Below are 23,745 nucleotides of genomic sequence, written 5' to 3' on the forward strand. Positions count from 1 at the left end.
CCATGCTACTTCAAAGTGCTTGTTTCAATTGGTATTAGCTAGTCAACGTCAGCTAATACCCTTGCACGGGCGGTAGCTAAGTCGCGCCAAAAACTGTCTACTTGAGGTTTGTAATGGCGATAAAACTGCCGACTGACGGGAATATGGGTGTAGCGCTCCATTAAGATTTCACTTGTCGCCTGAAGCTGTTGTTCAAGCGCCAATCGCTCCACCGCATAATGACCAGAAGCACTCTCAACAACATAAGCATCAAGCCTGCCGGCCGCGACCATTTTTAAGCCGTTCTCAAGCGTATAGTCATAGGCTGATAACAGCTCCATATGCGCAAGCATTTGATGGGCAATGTATTCTCTTGGCGCATTAATACCAAAGCCCGATTGCCGTTGGTAATCACGCAAGCGAAAGTCACTCCCTTTGCGAACAAAAAATGGATACCGTAGGCGCAGTAAATAAATGTCGGGATTGGCTTGTGCTGCGCCATCTGGAAACGCCATTAATTCAGCCCGCTCTGGTGTGTAAATAGCGGCCATAATGGCATCGACTTTATCTGACGCAATTTCCGCTAAACAACGCGGCCAGCTTTTACGCAGTACTTTAAGCACTAAATTATTCTGCTCGGCGCTCCATTGGATTAGCTCGATGACCTTGCCATCATCGCCCATGCGTTCGTCTTTATCGAAATAGGGAATGTATAGTTGATCATCAATGCACACTGTCATCTGGATGGGCTGTGCATACGTTAGCCCACAGCTTAGTACAGGCATAAAAAGGCCAGTGCAAAGCGCCGCATGGCGAATGAAAGTCAGAAAAAAGCGATGGTTAACAGCTAAGTTCATAAAGACCTTATTCTTCTTGATGTGCTATGTTTCAGCCATAAAACTTGTAATCACAACAATGAGTGTAGATGACAAATGCTATGACGAATAGCGCGATAGCTATTACGCAACAGTAATTAAGCGAGCATCATGAGGCCATATCAAGTTGAGCTTTTAACAACAAGGTTTGAGGCTGGTGAGCACTGAACATGGTTAACTAGCGCCTAAACAGCCGCCAATAGCTAGCGCTTAGGGCGCTTTTTTAATACTGCTCTGGCATCAGCAATACCTTGCTTTGCAAACGCAGCCATTTGCTCTGCGCTATGTTTTGGCAACGCCTTTGAAGCGTCGAACCAAACTAACTCAGGTGGCTTGGCCTGCTCCTCGTGTTGACCCAATACCGCTTGTATAAATTCAGGTACGCTCGGCGGGAACTTGCCTCCTTGAGTGCGGAAAAAATTCAACGCACTTCTCAAATTTCCCTCATCAATACGATCGCGAATACTGTACAAGCCCTTGGTTAACTCGGCTTTATAGCGATTGGTTTTGTCGGTATCTCGCAGGCCGGAAAACTGATACATACCATCGATCGCTTCCACGACTTTGTTAATGGTGACCTGTAAATCAGCAGGTACATCAGCTGTGCCACGTTGTGCCATGCTATTGCCATGGCCTTGTTGTTGGTATTGTTGTCTAAAATCAGACATTGTCGATGACACGTTTTGCGGAGCACTGTGCGCCATACCGTATCGGTTGTTGTCCATCGTACGTTTGTTCATTGGCTACAGTCCCTCCAAATCGATGTCATCCGCCCACGAGGTGTCGCTGTGATCCACTTTTTGATAACCACCTCTTGGTTTATAGCTAGGTTTTTGCTGATCTTTCAACTCGTTTTGACGCCAAGTGTTAACAAAAACCGAAAAGCCATTTTCCAATTGGTAGCTATTCTTCAACGGTATTTGTTTTTCGTAAGACTTGCGAATAAAGCAATTCCAAACAAAATCCAGCGAAGCCTGTAGGCCACTAGAATCGACTTTGTAGACAAATTCCGGTGGCATCTTATCAATATAGCCAAGCCAAGCTTCCACCGCTTGTTCGCGTTTTTCAGCGGTTTGGTTATACGTGTGCTGATAGCGCCTGTTGCCGTGCGCTAAGTTCATTTGCACTTTACTGGCATAGGCAACAAAGCGTTTTTGAATAAGATCCATGCGCGCGGGTGGTTGTTCGCCGTTAGCATCCATTGATGCAGCAAACGTATGCCATATCTCAAAGAAGTGGTTTTGATCATAACCGTGCTTTGCCACTAACTTAGCGACTGATTCCGCAATAAACTCTTGATTGACATCTGACCATAGGCGCTTACTCGCAGGCTCTACTTGCTGACCATTAACAAACGCCTGTGCTTGCGGGCTAACTGAATGACTTGGCGCCGCTGGGTTTTCCACGGGAAGGTCGTTAACGGTGAACCAGTAGGTGTTACTTTGATCTTGTTTTTGCAGGATTAAGCCAAGCTCTTTCATCCGGTACAGGGTACGTAGTAGCTTGCCTTTTTCAATGAAGGGAAATAAATCTGTTAGCCCTTGCTCGGTCATTTTTAGCCAGTAAGTATTATTGATCAGGTGCTGATTAAGCGTCTGATTATAGTGCAATAGCTCGCGAAACTTTTGCAGGATAACAGCAATTTCCATGCTGTTATATCTGACGGCTTCTTCACTATAAAAATGCTGTAACATCAACTTTCCTGACCAATAATTTTAGCCAAGATTATATCTTATTTTCTCTTACCGTGGGGTGAAAAAAACACGCATGTGGTCAACCCATGGCGTAAACACTACCTATCAAGCAAGCTATGACTGAGCAGCCATTGGAAGATGTCTTCGTCATACGGTTCATAGCGCGGGTCATAAGTCGCCTCTTGACTGCCACCGACAAGCGCCGATAAATCGTAAACGGCATGGTGAATATGATGTCTCGCCTGCAGAATAAGCGATAACTTGGGAATAACCCTAGGCTGACACAAATCGACAATGGCATTGTAAGCGCGAATTGAGCGAACGAAGGGGGTAATTTGATCGCCGGTACCATGGAACAGCCACACAGGCACTTGCTCAATATTGCAGAAGTCATCGGGTAAATCTTCAATCTCGGTGGCTAAGCCAGAGGCAATGGGGGCAATAGCGGCAATTTTTTCAGGAAAATCGACCGCATAAGCTGAACTTAAATAACCACCACTGCTCCAGCCCGTTAAATAAACGCGATTAACATCAATATCATAAGTGTGAATCGCATAGTCGACAAAAGCATCAAGACGGTCTTTAAAACCGACTCCGGGAATGGTGCCCAAATGCGGCGCCACGACAACAAAGGGCAAATTATTGTTCCACTCTCGGTCATCAATCAGCCGAGGAACCCCATAATTTTCCAAAACCGCGTCAAGTGAGGTAACCGGATCTGTGTCTGTCGTGAACTCCAGGTTACCACCACTGCCATGTAAGTAGATTAACAGCGGCGGCTTTTGCTGAGCTGGTTCGCCATAATTGGTCGGTAAGTGCTCAAAATAACCAAAATTTGCAGCGGTTGTGCCTAGTGGTCGCCGCGTTAAGTGTTGGGGGTTGTTGTCGATCACGCGAATGACACGTGCTTGCTCAATAGCGGCTTGTCCATCGCTATCGGTGACGGCGTAACGCACTAGATAGTCGCCCACGCGACTGGTATCGACATCACCAGTGATCACAATTTGCTCAGAAATATCCCCATCTTGCTCATCTGCTGCCAACGCTCCTTCTTCAAGGTAAAATTCGCCAACTGAAAAAACTTGAGTACGCTCACCGAGCAATGAAATAACGGGGCGATCGGGGTTTTCACTAAAATCAGGCAGTGGTGCATCCCACCACACTTCTACAGGTGGCGGGATGTCGACGAGACAGTCTTCAATATTGCGCTCACAAGGGCGCACTTGCGAACCGCCGCAGCTGCTTAACAGCAGGGCGATAATCCCCAGTGTTATTACGATTAAGCATCTTTGCAGCGAGGCTTGCGCAGGTAAATTTGTTTTGGCTAAAACCGTCATTTTTACCACCTTATTATTTTTGTTTGAGGCCAGTAAAAAAATAGCAGTCGCTCAGATTTATCGACAGGATAGGTTGACCATTGGCTTGTTTATAGTGATTAACGGTACGCTTTAAGCTTGTAGGTCACTTTCTATTGCGTGACAAACAACATACAATCGAGACTGTCATCACATCAGAGTTAAGCCATTCTCACCAAAACTGAGCCGTATTATGCAGTTGTCATTAAACAAAGCCACCCTGATCAAACGCTACAAGCGCTTTCTTGCCGACGTTATATTGGCCGATGGCAGCGAAACGACCTTACATGTTGCCAACACTGGCGCCATGACTGGCTGTGCCGAGCCAGGAGATACCGTTTGGTACAGTACGTCGGACAATCCAAAACGCAAATACCCGTTCAGCTGGGAGCTGACCGAAACACAACGGGCAGGCGATTTTATTTGTGTTAATACCGTCCGTGCCAACCAGCTAGCGGAGCAGGCCATTAGCCAAGGATTAATCGCTGAACTCAACGGCTATGACACCATTGAGCGGGAAGTGAAATACGGTGAAGAAAATAGCAAAATTGATATTCTCCTCTCCAACGGGGTATCGCCAAATGCCTATGTCGAAGTCAAAAGCGTCACCTTACTCGACGCAGATGCGTATTCAGAGCCCACTAAACTCGGCCACGGCTATTTTCCAGATGCCGTCACGACGCGCGGTCAAAAACACTTACGTGAATTGATGCATATCGCCGCGCAAGGAAACAGGGCGGTGTTACTGTTTGCGGTCTTACACTCTGGCATCACCAGTTTTGCCCCAGCAGCGCACATTGATCCGAAATACGCTGAGCTATTGGCTGAGGCGATGGCCGCCGGTGTTGAAGTACTGGTTTATCAAGCAGATATTTCTCCGACAGAAATGACCCTAAACCGAGCCTTACCTGTCAGGCGCGCGCCAAATGAAGTTACTCGCTAATGCTTATCCTTTGAGATAGCTCCTAGCATGTAACAATAAAGCTTGATCAAGATCTAAACTGATTGGAACCAACACCACAAAAATATTGACTAACCCTAGTAAATACTGCTAAAAGGGCTTGCTTGTTGAGGGTCAGTCGGCTAAAAAATGTAAAGTAATAGATTAACTTATTGAATTTATTGCGTTACCTTATTTATTCGTGACTTTCTCTTGAAAACCATTGCAGCAAGCACAATATAGCCTTGATAGAAAAATGGTGACTAGGTCGCAAGACCTGATTTTGGCAAATGAAGTCAGATGGCTTTGCAAGTGAGTAACATTACTCCCCATACTGGACTAGTAGCATTAGGAGATTCAGCATGCCAGACAAACAAAAAGCATTAGGCATTCTCGCATTAGCTGGCGTAGCGCCTTACCAGGAAAAAGCTGGTGAAGAGTACATGAACAGCGATCAGCTAGAGCATTTTAAGAAAATCTTAGAAGCTTGGCGTAATCAGTTACGTGAAGAAGTCGATCGCACTGTAACTCATATGCAAGACGAAGCCGCTAACTTCCCAGATCCAGTTGACCGCGCCGCGCAAGAAGAAGAGTTCAGCTTAGAACTACGTACTCGTGACCGCGAGCGTAAATTGATCAAAAAAATCGAAAAAACACTTCAACTGATTGAAGAAGATGATTTTGGTTTCTGTAATTCATGTGGTATCGAAATCGGTATTCGCCGCTTAGAAGCGCGCCCTACAGCCGATTTATGTATCGAATGTAAAACACTAGCGGAAATCAAAGAACGCCAAATGGCGGGCTAATACGTTTAAATACCTAACGTATTGATTGACACTACAATATGGCGTTTTCGCTAACTCAGCGGCCGAGTAACCAATATCGCGGCCGCTTTGCTCCCTCCCCTTCTGGTTTACTTCACTTTGGCTCATTATTAACGGCACTGGCGAGCTACTTAGATGCAAAAGCCAATGACGGCTTGTGGCTTGTTCGTATCGAAGACATTGATCCGCCGCGAGAGCAAGCTGGCGCCGCCGACGAAATTCTGCGGACGCTGGAAGATTATGGCCTGCACTGGGATGAAACCGTGCGTTATCAAAGCCAACAATCCGCTTTGTATGAGCAGGTGCTAACTGAGCTGGAACAGCACGCCTTGACCTATGCTTGCGCCTGTACGCGTGCCCAAATTAAAGCCAGTGGCGGCACTTACAATGGCCATTGCCAGCACTTGGCATTGCCTTACCAAAACCATGCCACGCGTCTTAGGAATCAATTTCAAACCAATCATTACCAAGATCTAATCCAAGGGGCGGTGCAATGTGACACCAACTTGGCTCGTGAAGATTTTATCATTAAGCGTAAAGACGGCTTATACGCCTATCAACTCGCGGTTGTTAGCGATGACATTGACCAAGGCATTACCCATATCGTGCGCGGCTGCGATCTGTTAGAACCCACAGCGCGTCAATTAACCCTGTATCAAACGCTCAACGCTCAGCCGCCGCAATATGCGCATGTACCGCTAATTACGACCCACGACGGCTTCAAGCTAAGCAAACAGAATAAAGCGCCCGCAATTGATCGCAAATCGCCGCAAGCCAGTATCATTAAAGCACTTGAATTTTTAGGACAGCAACCGCCGAACACGCTAAGTGAAGCAACACCTGAAGAGATCCTGAATTGGGCTATTGAACATTGGTGCTTGGCTAACGTACCGAAACAGTCCAGTATTGCGTTACCACCTTAGGCGATTAGGTTTAGAACTTTTATTCTAATCATCAACAGTTTTCGTTCTCTTTTACTGATGGCTAGGTTAAAATTGCGCCGTTTTAAGGCGAGTGCCTAAAATGTTCTTTGTGTTCCGAGTTGTATTCAGAGGTTGTGATTATTAAACGCGTTATCAATTTGTGTAAAAAAATGCTCCGTAGAGACAATGCTAAACAGGCAAATACCTTTGCCGACAGCCAGTTCCCCATCGTGATTTCTCGTGACCAACACACAGTGTCACGCAAGTTCATCAGCGACAACGCATTGAAGGTACTTTATCGCCTGCAAAAAGGCGGTTACGAAGCCTACCTTGTTGGCGGCGGTGTACGCGATATGCTACTGGGCATTGAACCAAAAGATTTTGATATCGCCACCAACGCAACCCCTGAGCAGATCAAAGCGCTATTTCGCAACTGTCGCCTGATTGGTAGACGCTTTCGACTTGCACACATTGTTTTTGGCCGCGATATTATTGAAGTGGCGACTTTTAGAGGTCATCACGACAGCGCCAACGACAAACAAAAAGAGTGCAAGAAAACCTCGAAGCAAAGTGCTGATGGCATGTTACTGCGCGATAACATCTACGGTTCCATCGACGAAGATGCCGAGCGCCGTGATTTTACCATTAATGCGTTGTACTACAGCGTTAAAAACTTCAACATTTACGACTTTGCGGGCGGTGTCGCCGATATAGAACAACGGGCTATTCGTTTAATTGGCGATCCTGAAACTCGTTATCGCGAAGATCCTGTGCGCATGTTACGCGCAGTGCGCTTTGCCACTAAGCTGGACATGAATATTAGTAGCGAGACAGCTGAGCCGATCAAGCCGTTGGCAAGTTTGCTAAACAATATTCCACCAGCACGGATGTTTGAAGAATTCCTCAAACTGTTCGTGTCCGGTAAAGCACTCGCCAATTTTCATATGCTCAGAGACTACGAGCTGTTTAAGTACCTTTTCCCGACTGTTGAGCAAGGCTTGACCACCGCAGATGCTGACGATAACGAGCAAATGTCGCGTTTTATTCAACTCGCCATGAACAACACCGACGAGCGCATTAATACTAACCAACGAGTGACACCAGCGTTTTTGCTCGCCGCCTTCCTGTGGTATCCGTTGTCTCGTCAAGTGAACCAATTAAAGCAAACAACCCAGTTAACGCCGCAAGACGCCTTCTTTGCCGCGCTGCACGAGGTCATGTCTGAGCAACAGCGCAGTATTGCCGTGCCTAAGCGTTTTCAAGCACCGATGAAAGACATTTGGATATTGCAGGACAAGTTAGCTAGACGCGAAGGCAAACGCGCGTATAAAGCGTTTGAGCACCCGAAATTTAGAGCGGGTTATGACTTCTTGCTTTTGCGCGGCGAAATTGAAGGTGGTGAAACCGCCGAACTCGCTAAGTGGTGGACAGACTTTCAAGCGGCAACGCACGAAGCACAGCAAATGATGGTTAAATCAGTCAGCGGTGCGCGCTCGTCACGCCGCACGGTACGTAAACGCCGCAAACCTCGCAGCAACGCCAATAAAGCCAGTGCACCTAAGGCTGATTAATCATGGCCACCGCATACATTGGCTTAGGCAGTAATCTCGCCGAGCCAGCCAAACAGATCCAACTGGCCGTCGACGCGATTGGCACAGTGGCGCAATCGCGTATTAGCGCTGTGTCAAGCTTGTACTTTAGCCGCCCGATGGGACCGCAAGATCAGCCCGATTATATGAATGCCGTCTTGGCACTGGAAACTGAGCTAACTCCCCTAGCCCTACTCGATGCGCTGCAAGCAATAGAGCAACAAGCGGGTCGCGTGCGCAAAGGCAATCGCTGGGGGCCGCGTATTCTCGACCTCGATATAATTTTGTACGATGCACAAGTCATTAACTCAGAGCGCCTTATCATTCCCCATTACGGCATGACAGAGCGTGAATTTGTGTTACTGCCTTTGGCAGAAATTGCCCCTCAATTATCGCTACCTAGTGGTGAACTCGTCAGTGATTTAAGCAAAGCGATTGCAACTAACGGGTTAAAAATTTATGGTAAGTTGCAGCTAAATTAGCTGAGCTTGCACATGCTACCTTCAAACTCAGCTAGCGATTTTACCTCAGCGGTGTAACGCTACTTATTTGGACAATACTATGGCTAAAATGACAACTTCTAAGCTATTAAAAATGAAACAAAATGGTGAGAAGATCTCCACCATTACCGCCTACGACGCAAGCTTTGCCAAGCTGTTTGATCAAGCGGGCATTCATGCCATTCTCATTGGCGATTCATTGGGAATGGTGCTGCAAGGTAACGATGATACTTTGCCTGTGACCGTTGAAGATATGGCTTATCACACCCGTTGCGTTAAAGCAGGCGTTGACAATACGCTGATCATTAGTGACTTGTCGTTTATGAGCTACGCGACCAAAGAGCAAGCCTTTGCAAACGCCACTAAGCTGATGCAGGCGGGGGCTTCGATTGTCAAAATGGAAGGTGGTAGCTGGTTAGTTGATACCATCAAAGGCTTAGTTGAGCGCGGTATTCCAGTTTGTGGTCACTTGGGGTTAACACCGCAATCGGTCAATGTATTTGGTGGCTTTAAAGTACAAGGCCGCGAGCAAGCGCAAGCGCAAGCCATGATTGAAGAAGCCAAGGCACTGGAAGCCGCAGGTATCCAGCTACTCGTGCTTGAATGTATTCCTGAAAGCTTAGGTAAAGCGATCACCCAAGCGGTAAGCATTCCAACCATAGGTATTGGCGCAGGTCGCGATACGGATGGTCAAATTCTAGTGATGCATGATGCCTTGGGTATTTCTTGCAGCTATATGCCGAAATTTTCCCGTAACTTCCTAAAAGATACTGGTGATATCAAAAAAGCGATCGAACTTTATATCGACGAAGTATCAAACGGTAACTTCCCTGGCGAAGACCATATTTTTAGCTAGGTAAGAGCACTATTGTTATGCAAGTTGTAAGCGACATTCAATCTCTACGTACCCAAATTAAGGCGTGGCAGCAACAAGGCTTGACCATAGGTTTTGTGCCAACCATGGGAAATTTACATCAAGGGCACTTATCCTTAGTCACGGAAGCAAAAAAGCGCGCCGACAAAATCGTTGCCAGTATCTTTGTTAACCCAATGCAGTTTGGCGCTGGTGAAGATATTGATAACTACCCACGTACGATGGCAGCAGATCAAGCAAAGCTTATTGAACAAGGTTGTGAGCTCTTGTTCACACCAACGCCAGACGTGATTTACCCCAAAGGCTTAGACAAGCAGAGCTTTGTGGAAGTATTGCAAGTTTCAGATGGCTACTGTGGCGAGAGTCGCCCCGGTCACTTCCGTGGCGTTGCAACTGTGGTTTGCAAGCTGTTTAATCTCGTTCAGCCAGATGTTGCCTGCTTTGGTTTAAAAGACTATCAGCAAGTGCAAGTGATTCAAACCATGGTTGAAGACTTAAACATGCCGATTGACATAGTACCAGTCGCCACTAAGCGTGAAGACAGCGGTTTAGCCATGAGTTCGCGTAACGGCTATTTAACAGCAGAAGAAAAAGCCGCCGCCCCGGTGCTTTATCAAAGTATGCAATGGCTGGCTGAGCAAATTCAGCATAACGACGATTTTATTGGCTTAGCCAAACAAGCCGAAGCAAAAATCAACGCAGCAGGATTGCAGGTGGACTACCTCAACATTGTTCACGCTCGAACACTGCAGCCCGCCAGTGACGATGACAAAGCGCTGGTCATTCTTGCTGCCGCCTACTGCGGTAAAGCCAGGTTGATTGATAACTTACAAGTTACCATCAATCAGTAAGCTTATTTTCCTGAACCCGATTAAAAAGCCGCGTATAAACGCGGCTTTTTGCTATTAATGAGGGAGTTTAGTTAACCTAATTCGAGTTGCTAATTTTCGCCAACAATTCTGGCAAAAACTTAATACTACTTTGCGCAATTTCCACCTGCTCGGTAAGCACCTCTTGCAGAATTTCTTCTGTTGTTAATGGGTTTGCCAGCACCACACGGAAAACCAATACCTTTTTACCGCCGTATTTTTGCACTTCTATACGCGTACGCGACACAAACGACTTACCAGCCTCTCGCTGTGTCTTTTGAATATGCTTGGTCAGCTTATCAATACCTTTGTTAAGTGCCTGATTGGTTTCAATATCGGCACCTGCCATAAAGGCTTGTACTTGCGATGGCACATAGCGATAGGTCAATAAGCATAGCTCTGGCTCAGTAACCAGCTCAAATTCATTGTGCGCTTTGATAATGTTGGCAAAATATTTTGCTTTCTCAATCGCTTGATTGATCAGCAATTCATAACCCGGACGACTGATAATATGCAAGCTTGCATAGACCAACATCGCCATACCCGGGCGCGAGCCTTCGAGGGTGTGACTGCCTAAGTCTTTCGAGCCTTTACGCAGAATATATTCAGCGTGATGTTCAATTGCCGCCACAGAAGACGGATTTTTAAATACCACCAAGCCAGCGCCCATCGGCACATACATTTGCTTATGTGCGTCAATTGTCACCGAGTCCGCTTGTTCAATACCAGCCAGTAAGCCACGGTATTTGTTCGATAAAAGAGTCGCACCGCCCCACGCCGCATCGACATGGAAATGACAGTTAAATTGCTTGGCAATTGCCGCCATTTCGGCCAGTGGATCGATATTGCCCGTTTCCGTAGTACCTGCAACACCGATGATACTCAACACGCGAATATTCTGATCGGCTAACGCTTGGCATTTGGCTGCTAATTGCTGACAGTCGATACGGTTGTATTCGTCGGTCGGAATAGCAATCACACTGTCTTGGCCTAGTCCTAGTACATCTGCCGACTTTTTCAGTGAATAATGACCGCGATCAGAGACTAAAATCGCTAACCCATCGTAACCATAGTGCTTTAACGCACTGTATAAGCCTTCACGCGCAACCCCTTTAAAGTCACCGTCGGGTTTTAGCATATTGTTACGCGCAACCCACAGCGCGGTTAAGTTGGCAACCGTGCCCCCTGAGCAGAATGCCCCAAGCGAGTGGTTTGCGCTGTGCATCCACGATTGATAAAAGTCATCGGAATCTTGATAGACCAAGCGGTGCATCATACCCAGTACTTGGCGTTCAAGTGGCGTAAAGGCTTTCGAGGTTTCAATTTTGACCAGATTTTGGTTCAAGCCAACCATTAACTTTGATAATGGCAATAAGAAATGCGGCAATGCCGAGGTCATATGCCCAATAAAACTTGGGCTTGAGGTGTGCACAGAGCGCGATACCAGTTTGTCTAGCAAGTGATGCGTGTGATCAGAGACAAATGCTGGCTGCTCTGGAATGCTGGCACCAGCAAAGTCTTTTTCAATCTCTGTCAGTGCCTGCTCCGTCGCAACGATATGGTTTCCCAAGAAGCCCGCTAGGTTCTCCGAAATTTCTTTTTCGATACGACCTAAGGTTGAATCTGGAGCTTCAGGAATTGTAAAGATACGGTGCATCGACTCTAATGATACTTCCGCCGCGCGTTTACCTGCCGTCATACATTACCGTGATATTAGAACTTTTGTCTGTTTAAAAACGAATGCGGCAGTGTAATCAAAATCGTCGAAAATGTCTCGTTTCTTTGTGTTATTGCCACCATAGCGAATGCTAAGTGTCTGTTACGTATTGATTACCCGATGTAGATCAGAATAGCTTGGGAAAGGCTAATTAAAACAAATGCTTTAGTTAATACATCTTTTTTGACGGTGTTAGACATTGAACTCTCCTTGCGTTGAGCAAGGAGTAAATCAACTTTTACGCCAATATCGCAACCACTTGTTTTATTTAGCTTTTATTTTGTTTGATAACCAAGTAGCAAGTGAAGCTTAGTGATTTAAACCAGTGAATTTGGTGAAAATCACTAGGATATGGTTAATTGCCAACATTGTTGGCCACTGTTGATAAATTTGGCTTCAAACGGCGTAATGGGTGTATCAGCAGCGCTTAGTTTAACCTCAGTGATCTGGCCGTTGCGCCCAGCAAGCTTAGCCGCGAGCAAAAACTCTTCAAGGTATAAACGCCAATTGCTGCGCAATTCTATGGTGTCACCGATTTTAATAATACTGGGAAATACCGCCGCGCCATGCCAGCGCCGCTGTATATGCTTCGCTTTTGGCCAAGGGTTGGGGTACAAAATATTGTGTTTAACAATTGGCCAATTCGCTTGGGCGACCAGTCGATAAAAATCGTTAAGATCCGCACGGATAATGTCAAAGTTACTGACCCCAGCTAAATCCACCGGAAAGTGCTCTTCAACGTTACGATTGACCCGATGTGCCGATTTATCAACGCCAATGACCAGCGCTTGTGGGTTTTGCTTGGCGATTAACCGCGTGCTTTGACCAACGCCACAGCAAGCATCAAGAATAACCTCACCACCCCATGCTTTAACTTTCGCATCAAGCGCTTCGAAAGCGGTTAGGGTATGCTGCTGGTAAGGTTTTTCAAAACGATGCGCCAAGTGCTTTTGCACAATTTGCTCTAGCTTTTCGTGTACGCCATCTTGGTTGGTGACAATGGCCTTAGAATCACCACTAAGCGCGTCAATTTGATTTTCTTGCTCAGACATTAGCTTGCTCACCATTAGCTTCTTAGGCCAATGCCTTTGCGAATTAAGTACATCGCCGTTGACCATAAGCCCACAATAAACACACCGAGCACAGCAAAAGCCACCGTTAAGTCGATATCACTAATACCTAAAAAGCCATAACGGAACGCATTAACCATGTAGACGATAGGGTTCAGCTGTGACACCCCTTGCCAGAATTCAGGGAGCAAGCTAATCGAGTAAAACACGCCACCTAAGTACGTTAACGGTGTTAAGACAAAGGTTGGAATGATCGAAATATCATCAAAGCTGCCGGCAAATACCGCATTGATCAAACCACCAAGGGCAAATACCGCAGAGGTGAGCGCCACTGTAATGATGATCACGGCAACGTTGTGAATTTGAATATTGGTAAAGAACATGGCAATACACGTGACAATGGCACCGACTAAAATACCACGTGCCATACCGCCGCCCACATAACCCGCAACGATCACCCAGTTTGGCACAGGTGCCACTAGCATTTCTTCGACATTTCGTTGCCATTTGGCGCTAAAAAACGACGAGGCAACATTAGAGTAAGAGTTAGTGATCACACTCATCATGATCAGGCCCGGCACAATAAATGACATATAATCAAAGCCGCCCATTTCACCGATGCGCGAGCCAATTAGCGAGCCGAATATCACGAAATACAGGCTAATCGTGATCGCTGGTGGTACTAAGGTTTGTACCCAAATGCGCATAAAACGATGCACTTCTTTGTGCATAATACTTTTTAACGCAATAAAATTTGTACTTGAGTTCATTGGTTACTCCTCTTATGCCCCAGCTTGTGCATCGTTGTTAGCAACGAGTCGCACAAAAAGCTCTTCTAATCGGTTTGACTTATTACGCATACTTAACACTTGCACGCCCTGCTCGGAAAGCTGGGCAAATACGCCGTTTAAGCCTTGGGTTTTCTTCACGTCCACTTCCAGCGTATGATCATCAATCACGCGATAGGTAAAATCTTGCAGGCTAGGTTTAACGCTATTGGCTGGCAAATCTAAGACAAAAGTTTCAATATCTAAGGTCGCCAATAACTGTTTCATGCTAGTGTTTTCAACAATCTGACCACTGTCGATAATGGCAATATTGCGGCACAACATTTCGGCTTCTTCCAGGTAGTGAGTGGTCAAAATAATGGTGATGCCTTGTGCGTTCAGCTCACGCAGGAATTCCCACATAGAGCGACGTAGCTCAATATCCACACCTGCCGTTGGCTCGTCCAGAATAAGCACCTTGGGTTCGTGCATCAGCGCACGGGCGATCATTAAACGACGCTTCATACCACCAGAAAGCATGCGGGCAGCGTTGTCTCGCTTTTCCCACAAGTCTAATTGTTTGAGGTACTTCTCGGCTCGTTTTACTGCAACACTGCGCTCAACCCCATAATAACCCGCTTGGTTGACCAGAATACGCATTAAGGATTCAAACTGATTAAAGTTGAATTCTTGCGGCACTAAACCGATATAGCTTTTTGCTTTTTCCAGCTCCCTATCAATGTCGTGGCCAAACACGTTAACCGTGCCTGAGGTTTTGTTCACCAGTGATGTGATCACGCCGATTGAAGTGGACTTCCCTGCACCATTGGGGCCAAGCAAGGCAAAAAAGTCGCCTTGCTCAACCGACAAACTAATACCTTTTAAGGCGTGAAAGTCGCCTTTATATATTTTTTGTAGATCTTTGATTTCTAATGCGGGGGTCATGAACGCAACCTTAACTTTGTGGAGTTAGTAATTATGAGGGCAAAGCGGGGGTTTTCAACTCAGCTAATACCGAAATTAGCGCGAAAACTAATACGCAAACTAAAGCAAAACTGATGCAAAAATTAGCACCAAAAAAAGCTCGCCTAAGCGAGCTTTTTTAAGATTTCGGTGTGTTTACTTGCCAGCGCGAGAGACGTATTCGCCGCTACGTGTATCACACTTAACCACTTCGCCAATTTGTACGAATAATGGTACACGAACCACAGCACCTGTGCTTAAAGTAGCAGGCTTGCCACCAGTACCCGCTGTGTCACCTTTTAGACCCGGATCTGTTTCAGTTACTTCCAGTTCAACAAAGTTCGGCGGCGCGACTGAGATAGGGTTACCGTTCCAGAAAGTGATAGTACAAACGTCACCTTCGACTAACCATTTCGCGTTGTCACCAATCGCTTTTTCGTCAGCAGCAACTTGCTCAAAAGTCTCGTTATTCATAAAATGCCAGAATTCACCATCGGCGTATAAATAACCCAGATCTGAATCCATTACATCAGCACCTTCAACAGACTCGCCTGATTTGAAGGTTTTCTCTAGTACTTTACCAGAGATTAATTTACGGATTTTAACGCGGTTGAATGCTTGGCCTTTACCCGGTTTAACAATTTCATTTTCAAGAATGTTACAAGGCTCGCCGTCGATCATTAATTTCAGACCAGCTTTAAATTGGTTTGTACTAAAAGAAGCCATAAATACTCGCTTAACTTTCGAGAGATTAGATTAACAAATGCCGCAGATAATAACTCAAATTCAACCAGATTTGCACACTTCTTGGCAAAAAGAGTTAGCCGAAGTGGTCACCGATCCTCGTGAGCTACTTGAGTTATTAACCATCAACCCTGAGCAATATCTTGAGCACTTTCACGCCCGCAAGTTATTTCCCGTGCGCGTGCCAAGGCCGTTTATCTCACGGATGCAAAAAGGCGATATAAATGATCCACTGCTAAAGCAGGTCATGCCGCTTAGCGATGAATTTATTGAACTTGATGGTTTTGTTAGCGATCCGCTCGGCGAGCACGAAACCGCAGCCGAGGGATTGCTGCATAAATACACCCATCGCGTACTGATGATAGTGAAAAGTGGCTGTGCGGTGAACTGTCGCTACTGTTTTCGCCGCCATTTTCCCTATCAGGACAACAGCCCCAACAAAGCACGCTGGCAACAAGCACTGGATTATATTGCCAAGCGCAGTGAAATCAACGAAGTAATTTTTAGCGGTGGTGATCCACTAATGGCTAACGATCAACACCTGCAATGGCTGGTTGAGCAAATATCAGCAATTCCACATGTCACCAGATTGCGCATACACACTCGCTTACCTGTGGTTATTCCAGCCCGTATCACCGACGGTTTAGTGAATATGCTGGCCAATTCACGCTTAAAAGCGACTATGGTATTTCATATTAATCACCCGAATGAAATCGACCCACACGTCCAACAAGCGATTGAAAAACTGCGGGCTAAACGCATTCCCTTGTTTAATCAAAACGTCTTGCTTAAAGGGGTAAATGACAGTGCAGAAATTTTGGCTGCGCTAAGCGAACGCTTGTTTGATAGCGGCATTCAGCCTTATTACTTGTTTTTGTTAGACAAAGTAAAAGGCGCGACGCATTTTGATATTAGCGAAGCACGTGCCATTGGTATTGTTAATGAATTAATGACCATACTACCCGGCTACTTAATGCCTAAGCTAGTACGCGAAATTGCTGGCGAACCTAACAAAACCCCTATTAATTTGCGATAATAGCGCTAACTTTCCTCATTACTTCATTTGTTATGTCTGACGCTGTAAACCAACAACTAATTGATAATATTTCGATTATTTTGAAAAAATCACTAGCTGCCGATGCTACGCTGGCACAATTGCGCGAAGAGAAAAAAGCGGGCTTTTCTGCCATATTCACTGCTGACGCGGGCTTTAACTCATCAGCGAATACCTTCCAACCTTATGTGGAAGAAGTCGCTGACGACTTGTTAACGTGGCAAGAATCGCAAAATCAAGCGCAGTTAATTGCGCTGGTGAAAAAAATTGAGCAACTTTTTACGGTACTCGCTAACTTCGAAAAGTCTTACACCGACTGATTTCGGTAAGCCACTCGCGGGTAAGCTAAGCGACAAGCTGGTTTCGGCCAGCATCTTTCGCTTGATATAAACGACTGTCTGCACGCTTGAGCATCTCGTTTAGCGAGCCGAGATATTCATCTGAATAACACGCCCCAGCGCTAACGGTGATAGTTTCTTGCATCGCCACACTGGCCATAGTGTTCAGCTTGGCTTGGATCCGCTCGAACAGCTCAATTAACTGCGTTTTGCTGCTATGCTCAAGCAGTATCGCAAACTCTCCACCTCCGTAGCGATAAACCGTGGCATTATGAGTAACCGACTGCTCCAACACCTGAGCTACTGCTTTTAGTATGTTATCGCCCGTAACATGACCATACGTGTCGTTAAACGCTTTAAAGTGGTCAATATCGATAAACAACAACGCAAATGATTGATTAGTTTGTGTAACCCCTTGCCAGAGTTTGCGGATATCCGCATCAAAACTACGGCGATTTTGGACACCTGTTAACCCGTCTTGCAATGAGGCTTGTAGCAGTTGTTGATTAGCTTTGGTTAATTTCTCCGTCTGTAATTCAACCTGCAGCGCCAACTCTTTATGCAGGTGAAAGTCGCGCAATTTTCGATAGCCCAAAAACAGCACTAACATAAACAAAGTCGCTGCGGCAAAAAAGTAACGCTCCTTAACGGTTTGGCTGTGGCTCAATTGCGCTTGATAAGCAGTTTGTTGCTGTAAAATATCAAACTTTTGTTGCAGTTGAAGTGCCTCAGTTTCTGCCAACATCGCATTGAGCTCAGTATTGAAGCGATTGCGCTCCAATGACTGGTACGCTTGCGCTGCCGCTATTGCCTGTTCAGGGCGACCTAACGCCGCCTCAACAAGTGCATTGAGTATCTGTAACGAGGCCATCGACGTTTGGTAATCAAGCTTTTTGGCGAGATTCATCGCTTCCCGTAAATGTTGCTGAGCCCGCAGAGCATCCTCTCGCCAGTACCAGACCTTGGCCAGTACCTGTAAATTGCCAATTAATGCTTTACTGTGTTCACTATCGCGGCTGCGCATCTCCCCTTGCTCTGCGTATGCTTGTGCCTTAATCGGTAATTTCATCAGCAAGTACACTTCGGCAATATTGTGCAGCGTAGCAGCTAGGTTGTAACTGTCCTCTTGTTGTTGATAAAACGTTAAGGACGCGAGCAAGCGAGATTGGGCTTGCTGCAAATTACCCGCGTACTTATGCGCAACACCAAGGTCGGCCTGCGCTCTTGCTAAGTCTTGCTGATGATTATTGGCTTGGTAATAGGTGACTGCACTTTCAAGCATAGCGATCGCCTGATCAAATCGCCGCAGCGCTATGTACAAACCAGCAATATTGGCTCGCACATCGATGGCGTCGTACTCTGATCCGTGCGCTAAATACAGCGGCTCTGCCGCTAGGTAACTTGTTAACGCGGCCTGTGAGCGCCCCATCGCACTTTGCGCCAGTGCAATATTGTTTAGCACATTTGCTTGCTCAATTTTCTGCGCAGTTTTTTCAAAGTAAGCGAGTGCAAGTTGGTAACTTGCCAGTGCTTGTTTTAAGTTGCCTTGGTAGTAATAAATAATACCAATTAACTTATTCGCGCTCGCCTGCTTGTCGGCCAGGCGATATTGTTTTGCGTATTGTTGGGCAATTTGCCCTTGTTCAAGCGAGGCATCTAACTCATTGTGCTGAAAATAATGCCAAGTAACCGCTTCTAAAACCGAAAAGCGCTGAATGGGTGTTAATGAAGATTGCCCGAGTAGCTGTTTAAGTTCGGCCAATTGCTGCGTGCGCTCTAATTGTTGAATAGTCGCTAACTGCTCGTCAATATCGGCAGCTGCAACCGGCGTAAAAGTAAGGAAAACACTAAAAATAAAGAAAAAAAACCGCATTGATAACCAAGAGTTTGTTGCTCAACACGGTTTATATACCACCTAAGTGCTCATTCGCTAAATATTTTTTGTCATTCCGTTATGCTAAATATCTCAACACTAGGCAAAATAGCGCAAAGCTAGGTCTTTTGAATCTGCTCTGCGAAGGTTTTGTTGAACCACTCTTTCAACATACGTTTTTCGTATCCCAATGACTTAGACAACAAATTTGATTTGATATGGTGTAAGAAATTCATGTCTTTGAGCGACACTTGCTCACTCGCCACTGCTTGGCTATTGCCGTCAATCAGCTGATAGTCAAACTCAATACTGGGGAAGTGAATTTGGCGAACGATGCGAATTTGCTGTGTGCGACCAAACTCGACATTGCCAGCCAGATCAAGGTTGGTCACGTTAAGTTTAAGCTCATATCCCTGCGGTAATTCAGCGGCTAACTTAGTCACAAACTGCTCTAAGTCTTTAAACGTTCGCTCTTTAAAACGCTTTCTTGATTCATTGGTTGGGCGAATATCACGATAGTCGTCTGGATTTGTCCATTCGACCGATACGGTGCCGGCATTAGCCGTAGTCAGACTAAATACCGAAAGTAAAATTGCTACTAGGCTGTACGATAATAATTTCATGTCTTTTAATCCTGCGTTGTCACTGATTATGTTGTCACTATGTACTTTGGTACTGAAAGCTTTGTCGATTGTTGTTTTGTCACTCGTAATCGCAAGTGGCTGATCAGCTTACGATTAAATCTGAGGGACGATGTGCTTGTCGAACCAAGCTTCGATCATCTTTTTTTCATAGGCAAACGGCTTTAATTTATGGGGCTGGTGCTGTGCCCCCAACAAAAAGCGTTTTCCTTTAACTTGAGCTGTTTCAGCCTTGATCAATTGGCCGTTCGGCGCGGTTAATCGATAGCTAAATGCCATATTAGGATAGTCAATATCCTTGACGATGCGAACTTGCTGCCCATTTACAAAACGAATACGACCAGCAAGGTCGACTTGTGTTACCTCTAGTGCCAGTTTGTAGCCATCTGGTAACTGTGTTGACAAGTGGTTGAGGTATTCCCCCATTTCTTTAAAAAATCGGCGCTGAGTGGCCTGCTTAGTTTCAGTGGTCGAACGCAAATCACGGTAGTGTTCAGCATTCGTCCAATTTATCTCGACCTTGTTGGTCGCTGGTGACAAGGCCGACGATGAAGAAGCTAACGATGAAAAGCTAAGCGTCGAACTGATAAGTGCCGTAATCACAACTGATGTTGTCTGTTTCATTTTTATACCTACTGCGCTGTTGTATTATTTGTGACCAATAAAAAAGCCGCTAGTTCAGCGGCTTTACAATTAATCACAAAGTTTACTTCACATCCCGTGGCGCAAAGGTTTCAGCATACCAGCGGTCGATCATTTGCTTCTCATAACCAAGCGTTTTGTCTTTGTATTCTTGTGCGGTTGAAGCGATAAAATCGGGGCGTTTCAAATACGCGCCACCTGCTTTTATCAAGTGACCCGATTGATCATACAGCTTGTATGAAAATTTCATTCTGGGAAAGTACGAGCTCGAAATAAAACGACGGCGCGGCGACTCACTGTTCATATTGACATGGCCAGCTAGATCTAAGTCACGCACCACGATTTTCAACAGTTGGTTGTCAGGTAAAGATTTGGCTAATTTACCGAAATTATGCTCCAAGTCGGTAAATGTCGTCGCTCTAAATTGTTCGTGACTGCGGCCAGCAGGGTGGATATCGCGGTAGCTATCCGGTTCACGCCACTCGACTTGAACCGACGCCGCACTCACTTGCATTGAGGCCAGTAATGAAGTTGCCAGAGCCACCGACATCAGTACACCTGTTAAGCGCTTACCGCTAAAAGTTAGAAGGGAAATAAATTGCATCATAGTAATATAAACGTCTGAATAAGTTGTTATTTCTCGTTGAGAAACGATGAAAGAACAGAGTTGACGATAGTAACCGCGCGCTGTTCGCGTTGAGCGCGGCTAAAGTCTTGATGAACAAAGCCTTGCACCGCACCACGCCAGATACGCTGGTTAGTGACACTGTCTTCAATATAGATAAGAAAACTGCCTTTTTCCAAGCGCTCGGCACTGCTCAAACCAGGTAAAACACCTAAATTTTCACTAATCGCCGTGTCGGATAAATCTTGCTGTAGCGCCAAGCCATAGACAACAGTAAAGTCTGATTGTTCATTGGCGCTTTGCTGATAGCCCGCTAATTGCAACGCACTGGCTATCGCCTCGCCATAGGCTTGATAAATCGCCGTTTGCTCAGTATTGATAACGGAAGAATCAACAAATGTTGGCACAATAGTAAACGCATCGCCTTTGGCAAAACTGTTGGGTAAATCACGCACCGCAGAAATTGCCAGCTGTGTTTGCTTATCAACTTGCGCACCGGTTTGAGCTTGATTTAGTTGTACACAGCCAGCAGCCAGTAACACCAAGAGGAGCAATACTAAGTGACAATACTTCATCATATACCCTGTGTAAATGTTGGTTAACTTGCTAACCTTGTAAGAAACAGCCCAGAACTGCAATGCGCCGCGAATGCCGATACCCAGCACCGATAATTGGGGCGGCAATTGTACTGACAATCGCTTAACTATTCACATGCTTTTTACAACATTATGTTCGATTTAAGCAACAAGCCATCGCCCGTCAAATTAAGACATCTTAAAGATGTAAGCTATGATTTACATCAAGTGAAGTAAAGATAGTGTAAAGGCAAGAAATCATCGCCGAATGGCAAAATAAACAAGGTGTTAGACGTGCAATAAAAGCGATAATGTGAGCGTCCGAACCAAGCATTCATTGTAAAGTAATCAAAGCTACAGGCCATAAAAAACCGCCTAGGCGAGTTTTAGCACATTTTGCGCAGGATAAAACGATTCGTACAAGGCGTTATAAGCTTCGCATACGTTACTTTGTATGTGATCGGAATAAAAACGCCGTAATCAAAATTACGGGCACAAATTCAAGGCAATAAAAAACCCGCTAAATAGCGGGTTTTAGCAAATAGGGTCAGCACATTTTGCGCAGGATAAAACTTTTTTCTAAGCATTTATTTACGCCAATTTACGCTGAGAAAAGTGGCTAATTCAAGGCAGTTCGAGCGAAGCATAGGTTACTTTGTATGTGAGCGCCCGAACCAGCAATACATCACATCGCTCCACTGATAAATATTCAGGCAATAAAAAACCCGCCTAAGCGGGTTTTAGCAAATAGGGTTAGCATATTTTGCGTAGGATAAATTGATTATGACAAGGCGCCTTGAGCGACGCATAGGTCATTTTCTATGCGAGCCGAAAAGGCAACGCAGTAAGAATCAATTTAGACCAGCAAAATTACATCATGCTGCCCATTTGCAGCCTATCTCATTGTTTTATATTGAGTATATCTTTACTTTTTTTAGTCGTACCCCACATTATACCCCACCTACTTTTTATGATGGTTCAATGTGATTCTCGATGATATTTTAAAGGCTTTACGATCTGTGTAAAGCATGAATAATGGACTAAATTGAAACAACATGAAACACTCGCTAAAAATTCTATATAAATCGTTCCTAGCAACTCTTTATCCATTCTTGAATATCATTATAACGCCAACCAATTCGACTACTTGAAAGCGGTAATCTGTCAGGAAACTTACCTACCCTTTCCATTCTCCAAATTGTTGTTCTAGAGAGGTTTGTAAGCTTCTGTACTTCTTTGATGTCTATTATTCTATCTGGATTCTCAGGTGAAGACTGCTGAGTGCTAGGTTGGATTTGTTGTACGAGGTATTGGATTAGCTGGAAGCCAAAAAATTCGCAAATGTCTTTGCTCACTTGAATGTATTCGATTTTATGCTGTTTCTGGAGTGTTTGTAGCACTTCAAGGTTACAGTGAAGAAATAAGGATGCTTCTGTTTGAGAAAAGCGCTGGTAGAGCGATATCCCCATTGAGTTCGCCATATCACATATTTGCTGATTAAATGGTTGTGACATAGCTAAATATTACTCCTGAGTTTTTACTACACTGTTAGTTGCTTCATACTCCTAATACTTAAATTAGTGTCTTTATTTATAAAAATCAAAGTTCTGCTAAATATTGCAATTATGGTGATTAGCGCACATTATTAAGTGGTACTCTCTTTAGGATTGATGTTTTGAACGCTCATTTTTTTCACCCAGTAGACGATTCACTTGCGGAAAAAGCAAAGGCTTTTAGTCGTGTTTACCAAGAGTGGAAAAATATTGGGGCTAGTTTTAAATATCATGATCAGCAAGGCTGGGAGGGAATGCTTGGTTCAAAGCAAGAGCTGCTTGACGCTCAAGATACTATCCAAAATACCCTTAACGTAGCTGTCACTTCATTTTCTCCAGAAGAAAAAGTAGAGCTTTTACAACGCTCACTTATTACAGGTGATGAAAAAGACTATTTTGAGTCATGCGTTGATAATAAAGCTTCAGTTATTCAAGCTCGTAAAGATGAAATGCAGAAATTCAGAGAAAATAATACTTCTAAGCGTGATTTTGATAGAGATAAACAATAGATAGCTATATTTACCAGTCTGACGATAACAAAATAATAGCGACCAAAATAACAACCATGATCAAAAGCTTATTTTCTATTTTTAAGCTATCCATGTTCTTTCCACAGGCATCACAATATACGTCAGAACTAATAACATCTCCTCTGTAGTAGGCTATTTTTACTAAGGGTTTTCGCGTTGAACCGCAGTGCTTACATGTGCGTGTATATGTCGCTGTTTCTTCTTTATATGAACTAGACATTCGTTATTCTC

General features: G+C 45.0%; 26 protein-coding genes. 10 read left to right on the forward strand and 16 right to left on the reverse strand.

Going from position 1 to position 23,745, the window contains the following annotated elements:
- Positions 1-38: 38 nt before the first annotated feature.
- The 4 genes from DXX93_RS18550 to DXX93_RS18565 form a co-directional block, all read right to left on the reverse strand.
- Positions 39-836, reverse strand: a complete 798-nt coding sequence (locus DXX93_RS18550; RefSeq protein ID WP_116009403.1) for a substrate-binding periplasmic protein — start codon at positions 834-836, stop codon at positions 39-41.
- A 221-nt stretch (positions 837-1,057) separates the two neighbouring features.
- Positions 1,058-1,594 (reverse strand): hypothetical protein, encoded by a 537-nt coding sequence (locus DXX93_RS18555; protein WP_147302718.1) that lies wholly within the window; start codon positions 1,592-1,594, stop codon positions 1,058-1,060.
- A 3-nt stretch (positions 1,595-1,597) separates the two neighbouring features.
- Complete coding sequence (locus tag DXX93_RS18560) at positions 1,598-2,548, reverse strand: hypothetical protein (protein ID WP_116009405.1); 951 nt, start codon at positions 2,546-2,548, stop codon at positions 1,598-1,600.
- 98 nt (positions 2,549-2,646) lie between these two features.
- Positions 2,647-3,885, reverse strand: a complete 1,239-nt coding sequence (locus DXX93_RS18565; RefSeq protein ID WP_116009406.1) for an immunoglobulin-like domain-containing protein — start codon at positions 3,883-3,885, stop codon at positions 2,647-2,649.
- A gap of 211 nt (positions 3,886-4,096) precedes the next feature.
- On the opposite strand from DXX93_RS18565, the gene sfsA reads away from it, so the two are divergent.
- The 7 genes from sfsA (at position 4,097) to panC (ending at position 10,404) form a co-directional block, all read left to right on the forward strand.
- Entirely contained in the window at positions 4,097-4,846 is a 750-nt protein-coding gene (gene sfsA, locus DXX93_RS18570; protein WP_116009407.1) for a DNA/RNA nuclease SfsA, read from the forward strand.
- A 359-nt stretch (positions 4,847-5,205) separates the two neighbouring features.
- Positions 5,206-5,649: an RNA polymerase-binding protein DksA gene (gene dksA, locus DXX93_RS18575; protein ID WP_116009408.1), complete on the forward strand. Its 444-nt coding sequence runs from the start codon at positions 5,206-5,208 to the stop codon at positions 5,647-5,649.
- A 38-nt stretch (positions 5,650-5,687) separates the two neighbouring features.
- Positions 5,688-6,590 carry a tRNA glutamyl-Q(34) synthetase GluQRS gene (gene gluQRS / locus DXX93_RS18580; RefSeq protein ID WP_116009409.1) on the forward strand — a complete coding sequence of 301 codons (903 nt, stop codon included), beginning with the start codon at positions 5,688-5,690 and terminating at the stop codon, positions 6,588-6,590.
- A gap of 233 nt (positions 6,591-6,823) precedes the next feature.
- Positions 6,824-8,161: a polynucleotide adenylyltransferase PcnB gene (pcnB, locus tag DXX93_RS18585; protein WP_220347611.1), complete on the forward strand. Its 1,338-nt coding sequence runs from the start codon at positions 6,824-6,826 to the stop codon at positions 8,159-8,161.
- Positions 8,162-8,163: 2 nt separating this feature from the next.
- On the forward strand, positions 8,164-8,661 hold the full coding sequence (gene folK, locus DXX93_RS18590) for a 2-amino-4-hydroxy-6-hydroxymethyldihydropteridine diphosphokinase (RefSeq protein WP_116009410.1): 498 nt from the start codon (positions 8,164-8,166) through the stop codon (positions 8,659-8,661).
- Positions 8,662-8,740: 79 nt separating this feature from the next.
- Positions 8,741-9,535: a 3-methyl-2-oxobutanoate hydroxymethyltransferase gene (gene panB, locus DXX93_RS18595; RefSeq protein ID WP_116009411.1), complete on the forward strand. Its 795-nt coding sequence runs from the start codon at positions 8,741-8,743 to the stop codon at positions 9,533-9,535.
- A gap of 17 nt (positions 9,536-9,552) precedes the next feature.
- The gene (gene panC / locus DXX93_RS18600; protein WP_116009412.1) at positions 9,553-10,404 is read left to right on the forward strand and encodes a pantoate--beta-alanine ligase; all 852 of its coding nucleotides are present in this window, start codon (positions 9,553-9,555) and stop codon (positions 10,402-10,404) included.
- A 76-nt stretch (positions 10,405-10,480) separates the two neighbouring features.
- Here panC and panP read toward each other — a convergent pair whose 3' ends face one another.
- From panP to efp, 5 genes are all read right to left on the reverse strand, one after another.
- Positions 10,481-12,121: a pyridoxal-dependent aspartate 1-decarboxylase PanP gene (gene panP / locus DXX93_RS18605; protein ID WP_116009413.1), complete on the reverse strand. Its 1,641-nt coding sequence runs from the start codon at positions 12,119-12,121 to the stop codon at positions 10,481-10,483.
- Between the two features lie 362 nt (positions 12,122-12,483).
- Positions 12,484-13,191, reverse strand: a complete 708-nt coding sequence (trmB, locus tag DXX93_RS18610) for a tRNA (guanine(46)-N(7))-methyltransferase TrmB (RefSeq protein ID WP_116010045.1) — start codon at positions 13,189-13,191, stop codon at positions 12,484-12,486.
- Between the two features lie 14 nt (positions 13,192-13,205).
- Positions 13,206-13,979, reverse strand: a complete 774-nt coding sequence (locus DXX93_RS18615) for an ABC transporter permease (RefSeq protein ID WP_116009414.1) — start codon at positions 13,977-13,979, stop codon at positions 13,206-13,208.
- A 12-nt stretch (positions 13,980-13,991) separates the two neighbouring features.
- Positions 13,992-14,921 (reverse strand): ABC transporter ATP-binding protein, encoded by a 930-nt coding sequence (locus DXX93_RS18620; protein ID WP_116009415.1) that lies wholly within the window; start codon positions 14,919-14,921, stop codon positions 13,992-13,994.
- A 174-nt stretch (positions 14,922-15,095) separates the two neighbouring features.
- On the reverse strand, positions 15,096-15,665 hold the full coding sequence (gene efp / locus DXX93_RS18625) for an elongation factor P (RefSeq protein ID WP_116009416.1): 570 nt from the start codon (positions 15,663-15,665) through the stop codon (positions 15,096-15,098).
- A 37-nt stretch (positions 15,666-15,702) separates the two neighbouring features.
- On the opposite strand from efp, the gene epmB reads away from it, so the two are divergent.
- Both epmB and DXX93_RS18635 read left to right on the forward strand, forming a co-directional pair.
- Complete coding sequence (gene epmB, locus DXX93_RS18630; RefSeq protein ID WP_181902267.1) at positions 15,703-16,719, forward strand: EF-P beta-lysylation protein EpmB; 1,017 nt, start codon at positions 15,703-15,705, stop codon at positions 16,717-16,719.
- A 32-nt stretch (positions 16,720-16,751) separates the two neighbouring features.
- Positions 16,752-17,057, forward strand: a complete 306-nt coding sequence (locus tag DXX93_RS18635) for a hypothetical protein (RefSeq protein WP_116009417.1) — start codon at positions 16,752-16,754, stop codon at positions 17,055-17,057.
- A gap of 25 nt (positions 17,058-17,082) precedes the next feature.
- On the opposite strand, the gene DXX93_RS18640 is transcribed toward DXX93_RS18635, so the two are convergent.
- From DXX93_RS18640 to DXX93_RS18665, 6 genes are all read right to left on the reverse strand, one after another.
- Positions 17,083-18,948, reverse strand: a complete 1,866-nt coding sequence (locus DXX93_RS18640; protein WP_116009418.1) for a diguanylate cyclase — start codon at positions 18,946-18,948, stop codon at positions 17,083-17,085.
- A 119-nt stretch (positions 18,949-19,067) separates the two neighbouring features.
- Positions 19,068-19,571, reverse strand: coding sequence for a DUF3016 domain-containing protein (locus DXX93_RS18645; protein ID WP_116009419.1), 504 nt, complete (start codon positions 19,569-19,571; stop codon positions 19,068-19,070).
- 114 nt (positions 19,572-19,685) lie between these two features.
- Positions 19,686-20,213 carry a DUF3016 domain-containing protein gene (locus tag DXX93_RS18650; RefSeq protein WP_116009420.1) on the reverse strand — a complete coding sequence of 176 codons (528 nt, stop codon included), beginning with the start codon at positions 20,211-20,213 and terminating at the stop codon, positions 19,686-19,688.
- An 82-nt stretch (positions 20,214-20,295) separates the two neighbouring features.
- The gene (locus DXX93_RS18655; protein WP_116009421.1) at positions 20,296-20,838 is read right to left on the reverse strand and encodes a DUF3016 domain-containing protein; all 543 of its coding nucleotides are present in this window, start codon (positions 20,836-20,838) and stop codon (positions 20,296-20,298) included.
- Positions 20,839-20,864: 26 nt separating this feature from the next.
- Positions 20,865-21,551: a DUF4136 domain-containing protein gene (locus DXX93_RS18660; RefSeq protein ID WP_147302719.1), complete on the reverse strand. Its 687-nt coding sequence runs from the start codon at positions 21,549-21,551 to the stop codon at positions 20,865-20,867.
- Positions 21,552-22,522: 971 nt separating this feature from the next.
- Positions 22,523-22,945, reverse strand: coding sequence for a helix-turn-helix transcriptional regulator (locus DXX93_RS18665; RefSeq protein ID WP_116009423.1), 423 nt, complete (start codon positions 22,943-22,945; stop codon positions 22,523-22,525).
- A gap of 161 nt (positions 22,946-23,106) precedes the next feature.
- Here DXX93_RS18665 and DXX93_RS18670 point away from each other — a divergent pair, with 161 nt between their 5' ends.
- A complete protein-coding gene (locus DXX93_RS18670) occupies positions 23,107-23,493 on the forward strand; it encodes a hypothetical protein (protein ID WP_116009424.1) in 387 nt (128 codons plus the stop codon).
- 10 nt (positions 23,494-23,503) lie between these two features.
- Here the strand turns inward: DXX93_RS18670 and DXX93_RS20725 are convergent, their stop codons facing one another.
- Positions 23,504-23,734 carry a hypothetical protein gene (locus DXX93_RS20725; RefSeq protein ID WP_147302720.1) on the reverse strand — a complete coding sequence of 77 codons (231 nt, stop codon included), beginning with the start codon at positions 23,732-23,734 and terminating at the stop codon, positions 23,504-23,506.
- Positions 23,735-23,745 lie beyond the last annotated feature (11 nt).

Source organism: Thalassotalea euphylliae, assembly GCF_003390335.1.
GTDB lineage: Bacteria > Pseudomonadota > Gammaproteobacteria > Enterobacterales > Alteromonadaceae > Thalassotalea_F > Thalassotalea_F euphylliae_B.